The sequence below is a fragment of the Mangrovimonas sp. sgz306409 genome (assembly GCF_059735265.1).
Map to the genome: position 1 here is coordinate 63,780 of NZ_JCAPEU010000003.1, position 19,926 is coordinate 83,705.

The 19,926-nt window shown below is 38.8% G+C and carries 11 protein-coding genes; 1 reads left to right on the plus strand and 10 read right to left on the minus strand.

From position 1 onward, the window contains the following. Positions 1 to 29: 29 nt before the first annotated feature. From AC6I5C_RS06140 to AC6I5C_RS06180, 9 genes are all read right to left on the minus strand, one after another. Entirely contained in the window at positions 30 to 1,799 is a 1,770-nt protein-coding gene (locus AC6I5C_RS06140; RefSeq protein ID WP_497904400.1) for an AMP-dependent synthetase/ligase, read from the minus strand. A 303-nt stretch (positions 1,800 to 2,102) separates the two neighbouring features. After that, positions 2,103 to 3,140, minus strand: coding sequence for a cytochrome d ubiquinol oxidase subunit II (gene cydB, locus AC6I5C_RS06145; protein WP_497904401.1), 1,038 nt, complete (start codon positions 3,138 to 3,140; stop codon positions 2,103 to 2,105). A gap of 12 nt (positions 3,141 to 3,152) precedes the next feature. Next, the gene (locus tag AC6I5C_RS06150) at positions 3,153 to 4,529 is read right to left on the minus strand and encodes a cytochrome ubiquinol oxidase subunit I (protein WP_497904402.1); all 1,377 of its coding nucleotides are present in this window, start codon (positions 4,527 to 4,529) and stop codon (positions 3,153 to 3,155) included. Positions 4,530 to 4,684: 155 nt separating this feature from the next. Next, positions 4,685 to 5,620, minus strand: coding sequence for a mechanosensitive ion channel family protein (locus tag AC6I5C_RS06155; protein ID WP_497904403.1), 936 nt, complete (start codon positions 5,618 to 5,620; stop codon positions 4,685 to 4,687). Positions 5,621 to 6,195: 575 nt separating this feature from the next. Beyond that, complete coding sequence (locus tag AC6I5C_RS06160; RefSeq protein ID WP_497904404.1) at positions 6,196 to 6,879, minus strand: potassium channel family protein; 684 nt, start codon at positions 6,877 to 6,879, stop codon at positions 6,196 to 6,198. 11 nt (positions 6,880 to 6,890) lie between these two features. Then, the gene (locus tag AC6I5C_RS06165; RefSeq protein ID WP_497904405.1) at positions 6,891 to 8,639 is read right to left on the minus strand and encodes a TrkH family potassium uptake protein; all 1,749 of its coding nucleotides are present in this window, start codon (positions 8,637 to 8,639) and stop codon (positions 6,891 to 6,893) included. Between the two features lie 118 nt (positions 8,640 to 8,757). Beyond that, entirely contained in the window at positions 8,758 to 9,381 is a 624-nt protein-coding gene (locus AC6I5C_RS06170) for a class I SAM-dependent methyltransferase (RefSeq protein ID WP_497904406.1), read from the minus strand. A 69-nt stretch (positions 9,382 to 9,450) separates the two neighbouring features. Then, on the minus strand, positions 9,451 to 12,165 hold the full coding sequence (locus AC6I5C_RS06175) for a phosphoenolpyruvate carboxylase (protein WP_497904407.1): 2,715 nt from the start codon (positions 12,163 to 12,165) through the stop codon (positions 9,451 to 9,453). A gap of 250 nt (positions 12,166 to 12,415) precedes the next feature. Next, the gene (locus tag AC6I5C_RS06180; RefSeq protein WP_497904408.1) at positions 12,416 to 12,844 is read right to left on the minus strand and encodes a hypothetical protein; all 429 of its coding nucleotides are present in this window, start codon (positions 12,842 to 12,844) and stop codon (positions 12,416 to 12,418) included. Between the two features lie 365 nt (positions 12,845 to 13,209). Between AC6I5C_RS06180 and ppdK the strand changes: the two genes are divergently transcribed. Further along, on the plus strand, positions 13,210 to 15,936 hold the full coding sequence (gene ppdK / locus AC6I5C_RS06185) for a pyruvate, phosphate dikinase (protein ID WP_497904409.1): 2,727 nt from the start codon (positions 13,210 to 13,212) through the stop codon (positions 15,934 to 15,936). Positions 15,937 to 16,231: 295 nt separating this feature from the next. Here ppdK and purL read toward each other — a convergent pair whose 3' ends face one another. Further along, positions 16,232 to 19,897 carry a phosphoribosylformylglycinamidine synthase gene (purL, locus tag AC6I5C_RS06190; protein ID WP_497904410.1) on the minus strand — a complete coding sequence of 1,222 codons (3,666 nt, stop codon included), beginning with the start codon at positions 19,895 to 19,897 and terminating at the stop codon, positions 16,232 to 16,234. Positions 19,898 to 19,926 lie beyond the last annotated feature (29 nt).

Here is a 19,926-nt window from a genome sequence, read left to right on the forward strand (position 1 = left end):
TATTTTATGGAATCTATAAGAAGATAGATTTAGCTATAGATTTTTGCATACAAATCTTTATAGATATTTTTAATCACATCCCGTTTCATTTTAAGAGTGGGGGTGAGCTGGCCACCGTCGATAGACCATACATCTGGGGTGAGTTCAAAACGTTTAATTTGTTCCCATTTACCAAATTGCTGGTTACATTGGTCCACCACTTTTTGAATGCGATCAATAACGTCTTGGTTGTTGCAGATTTCTGTGTTGGTAGTACCAATAGATTTGTGCTTGCGTCTGGCCCATTCCTTCACAAAATCAAAGTTTAATTGAATTAAGGCAGCTGGCATTTTTTCGCCTTCACCAATAACCATTACTTGTTCTACAAAACGGGATTGTTTCAATTCGTTCTCTAAAAGGGTTGGAATTACATATTTCCCTCCTGAGGTCTTGAACATTTCTTTTTTACGTCCAGTAATTTTTAGGAAGCCTTCTGCATCAATTTCACCTTTATCTCCCGTATGAAAATAGTCACCGGTCATTACAGAGGCCGTTTTTTCGGGATCTTTATAATAGCCCATCATAACATTTGGACCTTTGACAAGAATCTCTCCGTCTTCAGCAATTTTTACCTCTACATTTTCAATTGGTTTACCTACGGTTCCAATTTTAAACATATGGCCTTCATATTTTCCAACGGCAATAACAGGAGAAGTTTCAGTAAGACCATACCCTTCCATAACCTGTAGGCCCGCTGCACAAAATATACGTGCCAATCTTGGTTGCAAAGGGGCACTACCAGATACCATGGTGTCAAGTTCACCTCCCAAGGCTTCTTTCCACTTGCTGAAAATAAGTTTTCGGGCAATGCCTAACTTAAATTCGTACCAAGCACCATTTTTTTCGTAAGGCTCCCATTGTTCTCCCAGTTCAATAGCCCAATAAAAGAGCTTTTGTTTGATACCAGACAATTCTTGACCCTTGGCATAGATTTTATCATACACTTTTTCAAGAAGTCTTGGCACTACACTCATTAAATGAGGTTTTACTTCTTTCATATTGTCGCTCATCTTTTCAATACTTTCCGCATAATAAATGCTGGCTCCCATATATTGGTAGATATATATCAAGACACGCTCAAAAATGTGGCAAATAGGTAAAAAACTCAGTACTTTAGTTCCTTTACCCGATATAGGCAAACGGGGAATGGAGTCCAGGGCATTGCTTACAATATTATGGTGCGAAAGCATGACGCCTTTAGGTCTTCCAGTAGTACCGGAAGTATAGATTATGGTTGCCAAGTCATTAGGTTGGACCGCCTTTTTTCGTTCCTCAACTTCAGCTTGGTTGCTATCGTCCTCACCTAATTTCAATAACTCGGAATAGTGTTTACAGCCCTTAATTCGGTTAAAGGAGTAGACTTTTTTTACCTTGGTGTTGTGCTTAATAGTATTGACCTTGTCCAAAACTTCTTCATCGGACACAAAGCAATAGATGGCTTCACTATGGTTCAATACATATTCATAATCTTCAGGGGAAATGGTAGGATATATGGGGATGTTTTGCGCTCCCACTTGGAGCACTCCAATATCCATAATGTTCCATTCGGTTCTATTGTTGGAGGAAATAACCGCAATCTTGTCATTTTTTTGCACTCCCAAGCGAAGTAGGGCTCTACTTATTGCATTGGCCTTATCTAAATAATCCTTAGTAGACGTGGCCTCCCATGCACCGTCATATTTGGTAATGAGGGCATCCTCGAGATTGTATTGTTCCAATTGGTAATATGGAAAATCAAAAAGTCGTGTTATTTCTGTCATTTAATGTTTAAGAAAATTGAAGTGTCGCAAAATAAAAAATAAATGCAGATTTTCAAATTGAACCTTTTGCGCTGCTTTATTTTTGAATTTTACAATAATTAAGCTATTTATTTTCAAACTTAATAAAAATCTCAACATCTTGGCTGATTCCTTAAGAATTGTTTAGTAGAAATAATGAGCAAGCCTAAGTTCAGGAGTGACGATGAAGGCAATGTTTTTTGATAATTGAGTTATGCATGATATTATCTTGTTTAAAGAGAGCAACAATATCAATATTAAAATCAGGTAGGAAAGGGGCATTATTCAATAACTGGTATCATCCAAGGTCACTTTCCCTCTAAATGTTCTATAGACAAATAAGGTATATCCCAACACCAAAGGAGTTCCAATGGCTACAATGGTGAGCATAATTTGCATGGATTTGGTAGAGGATGCCGCATTGTAAATATCGATATGGTATTTGTCGTCTATGGAGGACATCAACAAATTAGGATATAATTCAATGGCCACCAAAACCAAAGACAGAGCAATGGTCAACGACGAAAAAAAGAAGGCTAGTTTATATCGCTTTTTTGAGGCTAACCTAGGTAGGTTGGCAATGCTTAAAAACACCATTAAAGGCACCACGAACAAACTGGGGTTACTTTTAAAATCATCAGAAAGATGAGGTATGTAAATTAGGGTGTATAAAGTGGTAATTCCAAAACAGACCATAAAAAATATCATCCCTTTTTTTAGAAGTTTTGTGAGTTGCTCAAACATCTTGCCTTCCGTTTTTAATAATAGATAAATGGCGCCATGTGCCATAAACAATGACAAGGTTGTTAGTCCGGTCATGATGGCATAGGGATTCAGGAATTCCAAAAGGCCATCTCCTTGATAAAGATAATCTTCTCCAATTTGAATGCCCTGAAGAACATTGCCCAAAACCACTCCCAATAAAAAAGCCAACATAATACTGGAAATGCTATAACAGGTATCCCAAAGGGTTTTCCACCATTTCATATGTTCTTTTCCTCTAAATTCAATGGCAATAGCCCTAAAAATGATAAACACTAAAAAGAGCATGAACGGAATGTAGAGCGACGAGAAAAAGGTCGCGTACATTAATGGGAAGCCAGCAAAAAGGGCACCGCCGCCAATGACCAACCAAACTTCGTTGCCGTCCCAAACAGGTCCAACGGCATTGAGAGCTACCCTTCGGTCCAATTCTTTTTTGAAAAAAAGATGCCAAGCCCCCGCGCCAAAATCGAAACCGTCCAAAATAGCATACCCAGAAAACAAGCCTCCTACAACCAAAAACCACCAAGTGGGATAATCTATGCCTAAAAATGTGTCCATATTGTTAGCGATTTAACCGGTTATTGCTTGTGAAATTTCTTTGGTCAGTGGACGGTCATCGGTTTCTGATTCGTCATACGGACCATGTTTGATCTTTTTATTCAGTAGGTAAAGGAACAGGATAAACAAAAGCGTGTATACCAATAAAAATAGAATCAAGGAAAAGAGAATTTGATTATCCGTAACCGATTGGGAAAAGGCATCGGAAGTACGAAGCAATCCATATACTACCCAAGGTTGCCTACCCATTTCGGCAGCAAACCACCCCACTTGATTGGCTATTTGCGGCAGAAATACTGCAAACACAAATACCCAAAGCAACCAGCGTCGTCTAAAAAGTTTGCCCTTCCACCATAAAAAGCAGGCATAAAGCGTCAAGGCAACAAGGGTCATACCAATGGCCACCATAATATGATAGAACTGGAACACAGCATTCACCTGCGGAGGTCGTTCATCTTCAGGAAAGGCATTCAATCCCTTTACGGGGGTATTAAAATCGTAATCCAATAAAAAAGAAAGACCACCGGGAACTTTTAGACCGCTTACTTTTTGAGCTTCTTTGTCTACCCATCCAAAAATGTACATATCAGCAGGGGCCGAGGCTTCAAAATGTCCCTCCAAAGCGGCCAATTTTGCAGGTTGGTTGTGTGCAACCCCTTCCGCCGAATTATGCCCTGTAAACAATTGTCCCAATGAAAATACAGTGGCAACCACTAAAGCAATTCTAAAGGCTTTTCTGGAAATGTCTACATAACGCCTTCTTATTAAGTAATAGGCATGTACGCTTAGTACCAAAAAGGCACCGGCCAAAAAGGCTCCCAACCATACGTGGGTTAAGCGATCCACACTGGAGGGATTGAATACCATGGCCCAAAAATCAGTGATTTCGGCTCGGGCCTGCAAACCTTCTCCAACAATGTGATATCCTGCGGGCGTTTGTTGCCAACTATTGGCTACTACAATCCAAACGGCCGAAAACATGGAACCAAAAAATACGCCGATGGTAGCAACTAAATGCACCCAAGGCTTTACGCGGTTCCAACCAAATAGGAGGACTCCCAAAAAACCACTTTCCAAGGCAAAGGCGAAAATCCCTTCGGCAGCCAAAGCGCTACCAAACACATCTCCAACATATCTGGAATAGACAGCCCAATTGGTGCCAAATTCAAATTCCATTACAATGCCTGTTACTACTCCAATTCCAAAGGTAAGGGCAAAAATCTTGGTCCAAAATTTTGCCAAAATATGATATTCCGGACGTTTGGTCTTCACAAAAAGACTTTCAAAAATTACCAGTAACAAGCCTAAACCAATACTGAGGGGAGGATAGATATAATGGAACGCAATGGTAAATGCAAATTGGATTCTAGCGAGTATTTCGGTATCCATATGTGTGATCCGTTTTTATGATGGTTAATCAAAAGGAGTCTAGATACAAGAGAAGTTCTCTTGTTTTACAATGAGTTATAAAGTTAAGAAATTTTGGGATAGGAAGGCGAAGGTATTTCGTTATGTCCTGTTCCTTTTCAGTTAAAGGAAAGTGGCTATTGTTTATTGGATGTGTCAGAAATATTCACAGTTGGAATGTTTACTATTTCAATAGTGCTGGATGACAAAAGGACTTTACCATTGGTTTGTTGAATTCTGTTGTTGATTTCATTGTTTAGGAGATGCATTGTAGAACGTCGTTTTTTGTAATCCACAATATAGCGAAGGTTGAACTGTATCCAGTTGTCGGTTAGGGTAATGGCCAGAGTGGGGTCTACTTGCGCATCTTCAATATAATATTTGCCAACCACCTGTTTCCAGTTGGATTTGGAGGCTGAGACATATTCGGAAAGTAGGTCTTGGGCCACGGAAATTACTAGTTGTTTGGCCAATTCAATATCCGATCCATATTTAATGGGCAGGTTGAATTCATCCCAAACAAAAGGAAAATCTCTAGAATAGTTATACACGGGGCCTTTAAAAACAAAGGCATTACTCAATTTAACAATCCGTCCACTATAGTTGTCGCTCGAAACCCATTCGCCAATTTCCATCATGGTGGTGTAAATGCTGTCAATGTCAATGACATCGCCTTTGATACCGTGTATTTCTATACGATCTCCCGGTTTGTAAACGCGTACAAAAAAGATGTAAAAAGAGCCAGCAATACTCAAAATAAGTTCTTGAAGAGTAATGGTAATCCCTGCTGTAAGGAGCCCAACGGCCAAACCGAAATCTTTAATGTTGCCCGTAAAGTAGGAAATGGCGAGAATGCCAATAAGAATGTAGCCGATAATTTCAATGCCTTTTTGCGATTTGTACTTTACAGAATTATCGGGAAGGTTTTTCTTTAAAAAGATGCGTGCCCAATGCATTAATAGAAAGATGGCCGTAATCCAAAGGGAAAATTTCAGAAAACTAGATAAGCTAGGGTGTTCCAAGATCCAATGTTTGATGTTTTCTATAGCAACCATAGACGAAATGGAGGGCAAGGCTCCTAGTTGATTAACAACACTATGAAATTAAGTCAAGAAAAGCAGAAAAGCAAAGTTTGAGGCTTTATAGTAAGTAGGTTATGAGGAAGTGATAGGAATGAGGCTAAATTAGTTTTATAAGGATGTATGACTGGCTACTGTATTTATTTTTTTTACGGTTATATCAAATTGTAGCCAAAGCCAAAGTTCAAAAATTCCAAAAATACAAATGAGCACAGTTTCTGTTAGTTTTGAAAAATTACTCATCGGCATTCTTCTCCAAATAAAGCTTATAAAAATTGAATAGAATGCAATATTGATAATTAAGATGATTTGGGTAAGTATATTTTGATCATCATTTAAAAACATTAGAATGACGTAGCCTATGTGAACCCAGGTGAAAAGGATTAATAAAAGGCGCATTCTTTTAAGTTCCTTTTGTAATTTAAAGATGTGTTCTATGGCGTCATTATTCATTTAGTGAGAATAGGAGTGCTTTAAGTTCTTTAAAATTAATAAAAGTTTTGGATGAAATTGGAGAAACTAAATACATATCAAAACTGTATACAATAGGCTCGTTATAAACAGCATTGTTATTGATTGGTGAAGTTTCTCAAATCCCTATTGGCTCCATAGATCACTAAAATATCATGTTCACCTAAAACAGTATCTGGAGAAGCAACCCCTTGAACCCTATCTTCGTTTCGTGTTTTTCCAACCACACTTTTAACCTCTGTTTTTTTGATGGTTGTTAAAGCCAAAATATTGTATTTAGAGCGCAGCCCAATTTCTTTGATGGTTTTTCCAACATACTTATTTGGGACTTCAATTTCAATGATGCTAAAATCCTGGCTCAACTCAAAAGAGTCTACCACATTGGTCAAACATAATTTTTTGGCCCAACGTTCGGCGGTTTCTTCTTCTGGGTGCACAATTTCATCCACACCAATAGCAATGAGTACTTTTTCATGTAAAGGGTCAATGGCGCGACTTATCAAACGCTTCACTTGATAGTTCTTAAATAAAGCGGTAGCCATGACATTGGCGCCTTGGTCTTCACCAATGGCAATAATCACCACATCGGTGTCTTTAAGCGGAAGTCCCGATACTGTGGATTCGTCTGTAGCATCCATGCAAATGGTATGGGAAATTCGTTCTTTGAACAAATCTACTTTGGTCATTCGGCTGTCAATGCCAATGACCTCATTGCCTTGAGTAGTTAATTTTTCGGCCAATGAGGCCCCAAAATTTCCTAAGCCAACAACAATATATTTCATGACTAAACTATTTAGTTAATTGTAATTTCTTCGCTAGGATAGCGATAGTTTTTATGTTTGATTTTTTTGAAAACGGCCACAATAATGGAGAGCATACTAACCCTACCAATGAACATAATGGCAATAACAATAAGCTTACTTGGGGTGCTCAAACTTCCGGTAATGCCCAAACTTAAACCAACAGTACTGTAGGCCGAAAAGCTTTCAAAAGCAATATTCAACAAACCTTGCTGGGGATCGAAAACCGTAATGAGCATGATGCCAGTACCTATCACAATTAGGGATAGTGCAATGGTGGCAAAGGCCCTTTTTACGGAAATATCGGCAATTTCTCTGCGGAATACTTCAATACGCTGTTTTCCTTTGGCCAAACTCAAAATATTAAGTGTGGCAATGGCAAAAGTACTGGTTTTAATACCACCACCCGTGGAGGCGGGCGAAGCTCCAATCCACATCAGTAAAAAGGTGATCATCACGGTTGGAAAGGCCAAGGCTTTCATGTCTACGGCATTAAATCCTGCAGTTCTTGGAGTGGTTGCGCCAAATAGGGCATTCACCAGTTTTCCGTATAGGGAATGTTCCGCCAAAGTATGGTGGTATTCCAAAATGAAAAACAACACAAAGGCAACCAGGGTAAGAGACATGGTCGTAACCAAGGTAATTCTACTGTTAATGTTTAGAACCCATGGTTTGTAGGTTTTGACTTTGGAATTGAAACTGAACAGGTTGATGATTTTATGCTTGATCAAATTAACAATGTTCACCACAATAGGAAATCCCAATCCTCCCAACACAAACGTAGCGATAAGCACTAATTGTAGACTGTAATTAAATCTAAAACCGGTATCGTAAATACTGTTGCTCAAAGTTGAAAACCCCGCATTGCAAAAAGCGGAAATAGCATGGAATATGGAGAAAAATGCGCGATCTGAAAATCGATCGAACAAGGATTTGTCCAAAGAGAAAAAGATAAGTGTTGCCGCAGCCAATTCCACAATCGTGGTAATGACGATAATATTTTTCAAGGTACTGAATACATCACCAATTTTTTGGGAATTGGTCATCTCACTAAGCGTTAACTGGTTTTCATAAGTACTACCACCTTTAAAAAAGTAATTGAAATAACTGGCAAATGTTAGGATTCCCAACCCGCCAACTTGTATTAAAAATAGAATGATGGACTGCCCAAAATGTGTAAAGTAAGTCCCTGTATCTACCACAATCAATCCCGTAACACAAACCGCACTTGTGGAAGTAAACAGGGCATCGATGTAAGAGATGCCGTTATACGTTGCTTTTGGCAACATGAGAAGCAGAGCCCCCAGGAGAATGATAGTTAAAAAGCTTAGGATGAATAATTGTGCCGGGTTGAAAAAGGTTCTGGTGAGGTTTAGCTTTTGTTCCGAAAATTCCCTGATAAAGGATAAAATTACCGCCAAAACCACCCAAAGAGGGTTTTCTAAAATTAAATCTGTTTTAAACGCTTCCCCAACAAAGAGGTACATGTAAAAAATGTAAAGGCTAAAAGCCACAGAAATCACATCGAAAATGGCAACTTTACGCTTGAACAAGAGTGGGTTTTCAAAGTACCTTGCTGAGGTTGAAACCACGCCTAAGGCAATAACAATAAAGTAAAAAGCATCTATAATCTGTTGTGTAAGAGTGGCTTTTTGGAAACCGAAGTCAAAAAGAAAGGCAAACATTCCTAAAACGCTTGCCCAAAATGCAGTTGCGTAAAGGTTTTTCAAGTTGTGGTTCATGCAACAAAAATAGGTTATTCCTTACTTTATTCATAAGAATGAAACTAGTTTCAATCCATAAAATAATGATACCCTTTTGAAGGTGAACTAATGAAAAAAATATCTTGGGTTTTATGAGCTATTTTTTTCTGCCAACAAACCGTAACACAGAACCGATACCGTTATGGTAAAGCCCTTCATGTAGCGTTACTTCTGTTTCTTCCAATTCTAAAATTTCATAGTAGGGAAAATCCGATTTCAATTCTTCTTTTGAAAACAATAATGCCAAATCTCCAGGGCCACCAATTTTAGGGTTTCTGTTACGATATTCTAAGTGGTTTTTACTAAAGGCTTCCATAATAATATACCCTCCTTTTTTCAACTTTTTGTCAAGTAGTTGATGGTACTCCGATCTAATATTTGTTGGAAAATGGGCATATACCAAAGCAATGGCATCAAAGTGTTCGTTTGGGAAGTCCAATTCAGGTAACAGTCCAACTTGGTAGTCGATGGAAACATGGTTTTCTTCGGCCAATTTTAGGGCTTTCTGTTTGCCTTCAATACTAATATCAAAGGCATGGGCCTTCCAGCCAAGGGTTGCTGCATAAACCGAATTTCGGCCTTCACCTTCGGCTCCAAAAAGGATGTTTCCAGGGTCTAGTTTTTGGAGTTTATGCTTTAAAAATTCATTAGGCTTGGTGCCATAGGCGTAGACAGGATCTCTATATCGGTCATTCCAAAGTTGTAACCAAGTATCGGTCATTTTTTATCTTGTTAAGTTTGATATTGGCAATATACTTTAGCTAGTGCCTATGTGCAATTAAAAATCAATTTAACCTGTTCCTTTCAGGCCTGTAGACAGGGCATTGATCAAGATTAATAGTTGTACAAGGTACAGATCGGCCTGTTTTGGATCGATCTCACGAATAGTTCGCCATTTTTTGAGGTAATCTACTTGAAGTTCGCTCAAGGATTTTAAGGCCAACTTTCTTAATTTCATATCCTCCATTTTAGAGATTCGTCTAGTGGCTACAGGCTCTCCCAAAATGTCGTCTATTTCGTGAAGACAAGAGTGGTAGTCGTTGATGATAAGTTCTATCAGCTCTTCTTTGGTCTGCGGATCTTCGATAAGTTCAGCAAACTTTTTCATAATGTCTATATCCGAATCCATCAGGTTGGATTCAATCTGAATGAGAAGGTATTTCCAAAATGGCCAATCTTCGGCAAGTTTTTTCAATCGCTCATAATCTTTTGGGTGTTCTTGTTGAAATTCGTCCAAAGCAGCTCCTAATCCAAACCAACCACTAAGATTGAACCTGGATTGGCTCCAACTAAATACCCAAGGAATCGAGCGTAAGTCATTCAAGGTGCGTTGCCCTGTCCTACGAGCTGGTCTAGAGCCAATTTTGCTTAGTTCCAAGACATCAATAGGTGTGGCATGGGAATATAGGTCCATGAACTTAGGATGATCGAGTAGTTTTCTGTAATTTATTCTGCTCATATCGGCCAAAGTGTCCATGATGTTGTAAAGTTCGGTGTCTTTGGTTTTAGGAGCTGTTTTCATAGTTTGCCTGGCGGTTCCCGCCATAAACATTTCCAGATTATAGGTGGCCGTAAGTCTGTTGGCAAATTGGTTGGCAATGGTTTCTCCCTGCACCGTCATTTTAATGTGACCGCTCAAGGATCCTGGAGGCATACTGTCTAAAAATCGGTGGACTTTTCCACCACCACGACTAATCGTCCCTCCACGACCATGAAAGAAGCAAACCTTCACACCTAAGGCTTCAGCCGTTTTTGTGAGATTTTCTTCGGCTTTGTAAATGTTCCAACGGCTGGTCAGGATTCCTCCATCTTTGTTACTATCACTATAGCCCAACATGACTTCTTGTGTAAAACTATCTGAATTCTCCCGTTGCTGTTTCACAACAGGGTGGTTTAGGTAGGCCGTTAAAATGTCGGGTCCAGCATTTAAATCGTCTATGGTTTCCAAAAGTGGTGCCACCATAAGTCCAGCATCTTTCAGCCCAACTTCTCTCAGAAATAAATAAACCAAAAGTAAATCGCTTAAGGACCGCGTCATGCTCACAATGATGGAACCAATACCTTCCGTGCCATATAAGTCTACGTACAGTTTTACTTCCCGAAGGTACCCTAGAACATTGTCTGCTTCAAGACCACAGGAAGTGCCACTAACCAAAAAAGGACGGTTGCTGGTAAGCTCATTATTTAGAAAGTCCAATCGTTTGTCTTCGTTCCATTCTCCATAATTGGAATCTTCATAACCCGAAGTTGCCAACATCTGGCTAATGGCCTTTTCATGATAGGTACTGTTTTGTCTGATATCTAACTTCGCCAAATGAAAACCGAAACATTGAATAAGACGTTCAATAGGGAATAACCATTGCTTGGCCATTTGTTTGGCTCCTAAATCAATTAAAACCTGTCTCAATTTTTGAAGTTCCGATAACAAATCATTTGAAGATTTGAAATATCCGGCTTCTCCCAAGGTGTGGTTGTCTTCAATGGTGTGGTTCAAGCGAACCAATAATAAGTTGACATATTGACGGAAAGGCTCAGAGGGGTTTCTATCCACCGCTTTTTTGCCTTCTTCGCCAAATAATTTGGCTGTAGTTTCGATGTCCATTAAAAAGTCATCTGGAACAGACGTGATATAACTGGAAATACTCAGTTCTGCCGCGAGATCAAAAAGCTGTTCTTGTATGACCTTAAGGATGGCTTGACGATGCAATCTTAAGGTCGAGGCCGTGAATTCTGGGGTTACAAAAGGATGGCCGTCACGATCGCCACCAACCCAACTACCAAACTTAATTACTGGGAAATGTTCTGGCCATTCCAGTAGCTCTGGAGCATACCCCATGGTGGTCCACGCATGCTGCAGGCGTTGGTCTGTCAACCGAACTGCTTCGGGGAAGACATTTACAAAATAGTGCATCAGGTTGCCTCTTTCGTCTTCAAGACGCGGTTTTTGTAAATAGATTTCACCCGTAAACCACCAGCGCTCCATCAAACTGATCATTTCCTGTTTTAATTGGGCCTGTTCAGAAGTTGACCAATTGGGATTTTCTCTTTTAACCAAGAGCAGGTAAAGCTCACGGTGGATGTCCAATACCGTTAGTCGTTTGGCCTCGGTAGGGTGGGCCGTTAAAACGGGCATGACGAGTATTTCTCGTAACTTTTTGGCAATTTTCTCCTCATCCAATCCTTCGGTTTTCCATTGCTTTAGGGTTTCTCCCCAAGAACCGCGTGTTGTTTCAATACCGAATTTTGTTTCAGATTCTCTTCTGTATTGAGTGGCGGCATTTTCTTCAGCTAAGTTTAAAAGTTCAAAACAGATGCCAATGGCTTGGGTCATCTTTTCATTTGAACTATATGTTTTTGCAGCTGCATCTAAATTATCGAAAGGTAAAATGTCTACTAAATCTGTTTCGCCTATGGATGCCAGCATCTCTTTGAAGACTGACAATAGATACTGGAAATCAAGTTTTATCTTCTCAAATCCCTTTTGTTGGAGTGATACTTTTGTCATTTTATACTTATTTGTATTGGTGTTATGTTTGGTTCTTAAATATAGCTGTTAATAATGGTTTACAGGAATAATATGAGCCTAATGAAGGACGAGAAACCAATTTGTAGTTCAGCGATTAAAGATAAGAAATTATGTGTGATACTTATTTGATTTTCAGGTTAATAAATTGTGTTTGTTTTAGAATAGTACAGAGGGGAGAGTTTCAGATTGTACAGAATAAAAGCTAGGTAGATAGTCTGTGTTAAATTATTTAATTTTTGTAAAAGGCATTTTTTAGAAAAAGCTTATTGTTTATCATTAAGTGCTTCAAATCCTTTATATGGCATTCTAATTTAACTTCATAGAGACAGAAGCAATCGTATCGATGATTTAATTCTACGTATCTATCTCCATTTATTAATTCAAATTCATTATTGGTGATTTCCATAAAATTAATCTTTAAGGTATCACCTAAAGTTTCTTCTATTGGATATAACTTTACAATGCATTGGTCTTCAACGGTAGCTTCAATAATCCAATTGTTTTCTTTTAAGTATACACTATCAATTTTAATTTCTTTTTCATCATAGTCTGCTATTTTATTGCAAAAACTGGAATATTGTGAAATACTAACTTTAGGATTCTGAGAATAAACAACGATTCCCGACAGGTAAAATAGAATGTAAATAAAGGCTTTCATTATTATCGATATCAATTAAGTAAACTATGAACTTGAATTGCAATTATATAAATGTAAGAAAAGTTTTAAGTTAATGAAGAGGTAATAAATGTCCCCTTTAAGGTTTTCCTATATCAATCAAAAAATAAGGATACAATTATATTATATGAGTACCTAAGGTATTATTTACATCTAAAATAAAACCCTAACAATAAAAATATTTTCACGGAATATCAATTTGATTCATATTGATTATTAGACTGTTTTCAAATAGATATAAGTAATTAATATCTTCCATTGTATGATATAAATCATTTATTGAGCTACTGGTAATGAGTACTTTTATACTCACAAAGAAGTGTTAAATTTTCTTAAAGATTAATATTATGGAAATAATGGAAGCAACAAAAACTAGAGTCTACCGGTTCGGAAATAAATCGGCAGATGGCAATAGTACAATGAAAAACCTTTTGGGAGGTAAGGGGGCCAATTTAGCAGAAATGAGTGCTATTGGTATTCCAGTACCGCCAGGCTTTACAATCACCACAGAAGTTTGTACGGAGTATAATTTACTAGGTAAGGATACTGTTGTTGATATGATTAAGGAGGAGGTAGAAGCTTCTATTGCTAATATTGAATCTTTAATGGGAAGTGGCTTCGGAGACAAGGAAAACCCATTGTTGGTGTCTGTACGTTCTGGAGCTAGAGTATCCATGCCAGGGATGATGGATACGGTTTTGAATTTAGGTTTGAATGACGAAGTGGTACTGGGCTTGGCTAAAAAAACCAATAACGAACAGTTTGCATGGGATTCTTACCGTCGTTTTATTCAAATGTATGGAGGCGTGGTTTTAGGTATGAAACCCGTGTCTAAAGAAGATATCGATCCGTTTGAGGAAATCATGGAAAACCTTAAGGAAAAACGTGGAATTCAATTAGATACAGAGTTTACCGTTCAGGATTTAAAGGATTTGGTATACGACTTTAAAGATGCCGTAAGAAAACAAACTGGTCACAGTTTCCCAACCAATCCATGGGAACAGCTTTGGGGAGCCATTATAGCGGTGTTTAATAGCTGGAATGGAGATAGAGCCGTTTACTACAGAAATATGCACGGATATCCAGCCGACTGGGGAACTGCTGTAAATGTTCAGGCTATGGTGTATGGAAACATGGGGAATAACTCTGGAACAGGGGTGTGCTTTACCCGTGATGCCGGTACCGGTGAAAATGTCTTCAATGGTGAATATCTTATCAATGCCCAAGGAGAAGATGTGGTAGCCGGTGTTAGAACACCACAGCAAATTACCTTATTAGGATCTAAACGTTGGGCAGAATTAGCTCAAATTACAGAAGAAGAACGAGCAGAAAAATATCCGTCGTTGGAAGAAGTAATGCCTAGCATTTTTGCTGAACTCGATGGCTACCAAGAAGTATTGGAACAGCATTATAGAGACATGCAGGATATGGAATTCACCATCCAGGAAGGCAAGTTATGGATTTTACAGACCAGAAACGGAAAACGTACTGGAGCTGGAATGGTGAAAATTGCTATGGACTTATTGAAAGAGGGCTTAATCGACGAAAAAGAAGCGTTACTTCATATAGAGCCAAACAAATTAGATGAATTACTTCACCCAGTATTCGATCCTAAAGCTTTAAAAAGTGCCCATGTAATTGCACAAGGGTTGCCAGCATCTCCTGGAGCGGCTACTGGAAAAATAGTGTTCTTTGCCGATGAAGCAGCCAAGTTCAAAAACAGTATTTTGGTGCGCATTGAAACCTCTCCGGAAGATTTGGAAGGAATGCACATTGCCAAAGGTATTTTAACGGCTCGCGGAGGGATGACTTCACACGCGGCAGTGGTAGCCCGTGGTATGGGTAAATGTTGTATTTCGGGAGCAGGGGCTTTAAAAATCAACTACAAAACAAGAACTCTAACCGTTGATGGTCATGAATACCATGAAGGGGATTGGATCTCTCTAAACGGTTCAACAGGTAATATCATTGAAGGTAAAGTAGAAACTGTAGAACCTGAATTGAGCGGGGAATTTGCAGAATTGATGACCCTTACCGACAAATATGCCAAAATGAAAGTGCGTACCAATGCCGATACACCAAAAGATGCTAAAATAGCGAGAGGTTTCGGAGCAGAAGGTATCGGACTTACCAGAACTGAGCATATGTTCTTTGAAGTGGACAGAATCAAAGCCATGCGTGAAATGATTTTGGCCGATACCGTAAAGGGTAGAAAGCAAGCGCTACAAGAACTGTTACCAATGCAACGTGAGGATTTTGAAGGAATTTTTGAAGCTATGGAAGGCCTTCCTGTAACCATCCGTTTATTGGATCCGCCATTACACGAGTTTGTACCTCACCAATTGGCGACCCAAAAAGAATTGGCTGAAGAAATGCACATTTCGTTAACCGCAGTTAAAAATAAAGTGGCTGAATTGGAAGAGTTCAACCCAATGCTTGGACATAGAGGATGTAGATTAGGAAACACTTATCCAGAGATTACCGAAATGCAAACCCGCGCCATCATTGAAGCAGCATTGAACTTGAAAGAACGTGGCATTATTTGTCAACCTGAAATTATGGTGCCTTTAATTGGAACAGTTGAAGAGTTTGTGGCACAGGAAAACATCATCAGAAATACGGCTAACACCATTTTTGAAGAACGTAATGATAAAGTAGACTATTTAATCGGTACCATGATAGAAGTGCCTAGAGCAGCCTTGATGGCCGATAAAATTGCCGAGCATGCTGATTTCTTCTCCTTTGGAACCAACGACTTGACTCAGATGACCTTTGGATATTCTCGTGATGATGCTGGTAAGTTCTTGCCAATCTACATTGAAAAAGGAATTTTGAAAGTAGATCCTTTTGAAGTCTTGGATCAAGAAGGCGTAGGGCAGCTAGTTCAACTGGGAACCGAAAGAGGTCGTAGCGTAAAACCACAATTAAAAGTGGGTATCTGTGGTGAGCACGGTGGAGAACCAAGCTCTGTAGAGTTCTGCTACAACACAGGAATGAACTACGTGAGTTGTTCACCATTCAGAGTGCCAATAGCAAGATTGGTTGCAGCTCAAGCTGCCATTAAATCAGCATAAATGTTTAAGTAGATTTGTTTAATAAATTTAATATTGGTTTTTAATTAAATGGAAAGCGGTCAAGGATGTATTCTTGACCGCTTTTTTTATGACATATTTTGTGAAATACATTATTGATGAGGGATTCTATCTTGTTCGATTGCTCGTTTTCATGTAGGGGAAATACCTAAAGTATCTATGGAGGAGAAATAAAATTCTTCTTTTGTCGGAATGAGAAAAAGGTATCCATCATAATTCAAAAGAAAAGCGGCCAAGAGTTGTTCTTGGCCGCTTTATTTATGAAAAATTGTAATTCTTATTGATGTTTTTCCACCCACTCTCTGGCGTTAACAAAAGCTTCAACCCAAGGCGATACTTCGTCTTGTCTGTTGCTTGGGTAGTGTGCCCAGTTCCATTGGAATGTAGAACGCTCAATGTGCGGCATCGTTACTAGGTGACGACCTGTTGTATCACACATCATAGCTGTGTTGTAATCTGAACCATTTGGATTGTGTGGGTATTCCGCGTAAGCGTATTTACCAACAATGTTGTATTGATCTTCAGATTCTGGTAAGTTAAATTTACCTTCACCATGAGAAATCCAAACCCCTAAAGTGCTTCCTGCTAAACTCGATAACATTACCGAGTTGTTTTCCTGAATAGTTACCGAAGTAAAAGCACTTTCGTGTTTATGAGAATCATTATGAACCATTTTACCGTGAACCTCGTGCTCTGGGTTAATTAATTCTAATTCCATCCATAACTGACAACCGTTACAAATACCAACCGAAAGTGTATCTTCACGTTTGAAGAAGTTTTTAATCACTTCATTCGCTTTTTCGTTGTATTTGATAGCTCCGGCCCAACCTTTAGCAGAACCTAAAACGTCTGAGTTTGAGAATCCACCAACAGCACCTAAGAATTGAATATCTTCCAACGTTTCACGACCAGAAATTAAATCGGTCATGTGAACGTCTTTCACATCAAATCCTGCTAAGTACATCGCGTTTGCCATTTCACGCTCAGAGTTGCTTCCTTTTTCACGTAAAATCGCTGCTTTTGGTCTTGGCTTACTCGCATCGATTACAGGAAGTTTTCCTGTAAAGTGACTTGGGAAGGTGTACTGTAATGGTTGATTTTTATAATTGTCGTAACGGTCTTGCGCTAAACCGTTAGCCGTTTGTTTTTGGTCTAATAAGAATGATGTTTTGTACCACATATCACGTAAACGAGATACCGTCATGGTAAATACGTCTGTTCCGTTGATGATGCTTAATACATCACTTTCTGTAACTTTACCAATATTAAAGAATTCAATATTAGCAGCAGATAATACCGTTTCGATTGAAGCATCTTTCGACTGAATTACTAAACCGGCATTTTCAGCAAACAACACTTTAAATGAATCGTTTTCAGCTAAAGCAGTGATATCTAGTTCTGCACCTAAATTATTGTCAGCAAAACATAATTCTAATAACGTTGTGATTAAACCACCTGAAGCTACATCGTGACCAGCAACAATTTGTCCGTCGAGAATCAATTGTTGAATGGTATTGAATACGGTCTTCACGTAAGCAGCAGATTGAACATTTGGCGTGTCGTTACCAATTTTGTTAACCACCTGAGCAAATGAACTTCCTCCTAATTTAAAGTTATCTTGAGATAGGTTGATGTAATACACATTACCAGCACCTTTTTGGAATACAGGTTCAACAACTTTATTAATATCGATACAGTTTGCAGCAGCCGAAATGATTACCGTACCGGGTGCAATAACCTCTTCATTAGGGTATTTTTGCTTCATTGATAAGGAATCCTTTCCAGTTGGCACGTTAATACCTAAATCAATGGCAAATTCTGAAACAGCTTCAACAGCTTCATACAAACGCGCATCTTCACCTTCATTTTTACAAGGCCACATCCAGTTTGCCGATAAAGACACATTTTGTAATCCGTCTTTTAAAGGCGCCCAGATAATGTTGGTTAAAGCTTCAGTAATCGAGTTTCTACTTCCTGCTACCGGATTGATTAATCCAGAAATAGGTGAGTGACCGATAGACGTTGCGATACCTTCTTTACCTTTGTAATCTAAGGCCATCACACCTACGTTGTTTAATGGAATTTGTAATGGTCCAACACATTGTTGTTTTGCTACTTTTCCACCAACACAGCGGTCTACTTTATTAGTTAACCAGTCTTTAGACGCTACAGCTTCCAATTGTAATAACTGGTCTAAATAATTGTAGAAGTTTTCTTTGTTGTAAGCAACATCGGCGTAATTACGAGCTACTTTATTATCATGCATGTATGTTTTTGGAGAACTTCCAAACATATCATCCATGGCTAAATCCATTGGTTTGTGACCGTTGGTTTTAGATTCAAATGTGAAACGGTGATTACCGGTTACGTCTCCAACGGTGTACATTGGTGAACGCTCACGATCGGCAATTTTTTGTAAGGTTTCAATATGTTTTTCGGCAATCACTAATCCCATACGTTCCTGAGATTCGTTCCCGATAATTTCTTTATCAGATAAGGTTGGGTCACCTACAGGTAATTTATCTAAATCGATGTGTCCACCAGTTTCTTCAACTAATTCCGAAAGACAGTTTAAGTGTCCACCAGCACCGTGATCGTGAATAGAAACAATGTAGTTTTCATCGCTTTCAACCATACCACGAACCGCATTGGCAGCACGTTTTTGCATTTCAGGATTCGAACGTTGTACTGCATTTAACTCGATACCCGACTCGAATTCTCCAGTATCTGCACTTGATACCGCAGCACCACCCATACCAATACGGTAGTTTTCACCACCAAGGATAACCACTTTGTCACCAGTTTTAGGTGTATCTTTTAAAGCTTGTTCAGCTTTACCATACCCAATACCTCCGGCTTGCATAATGACTTTATCGAATCCTAATTTTCTGGCATCTTCTTCATGCTCAAATGTTAATACCGAACCACAAATTAATGGCTGACCAAATTTGTTACCAAAATCTGATGCTCCGTTAGAAGCCTTGATTAAGATATCCATTGGTGTTTGGTATAACCATTTGCGCTCGTCCATAGCTTGTTCCCAAGGACGGTTTTCTTCCAAACGCGAATAAGACGTCATATAAACCGCAGTACCAGCTAAAGGTAACGATCCTTTTCCTCCAGCTAAACGGTCACGAATTTCACCTCCTGAACCTGTTGCAGCTCCGTTAAAAGGCTCTACAGTAGTCGGGAAGTTGTGCGTCTCCGCTTTTAATGAAATCACAGATTCGAAATCTTTAGTTTCGTAAAAATCTGGTTTATCCGCTGTTTTAGGAGCGAATTGCTCAACAACAGGTCCCTTTACAAAAGCAACATTGTCTTTATATGCAGAAACGATATCGTTAGGATTGGTTTCAGATGTTTTACGAATCATTTTAAATAATGACGTCGGTTTTTCTTCGCCATCAATAACAAATGTTCCATTGAAAATTTTGTGACGACAGTGCTCACTATTTACTTGAGAGAAACCGAAAACTTCAGAATCGGTTAACGGGCGACCGATTTTTTCAGAAACACCTTCTAAGTAAGCCACTTCTTCGTCGCTTAAAGAAAGCCCTTCCTGAGCATTGTAAGCCGCAATATCTTCAATATCCAGAATAGGCTCTGGCTTGATATCTATTGTGAATGATTCTTGGTGTAATCCGTTGAATTTTTCAGAAATCATAGGATCATACCCTTTGAAATCTTCAGAAACAGCTTCGAATTCCTCAATTCGGATGATGTCTGAAATCCCCATGTTTTGAGTGATTTCCACCGCATTGGTACTCCAAGGCGTAATCATAGCTGCTCTTGGCCCAACAAAAAAAGCATCCAATGATGCTTGCTCTATTTTAGGCTGGTTGCCAAATAACCATGTTAATTTAGAAATGGTTTCTGTTGATAATTCTTTTGTTGTTTGAACAGCAAAAACCTTACTGTTTACGTTTCCAAAGAAATGAATCATTGTTGATGTATTAGGTTGTAATTTAAAAA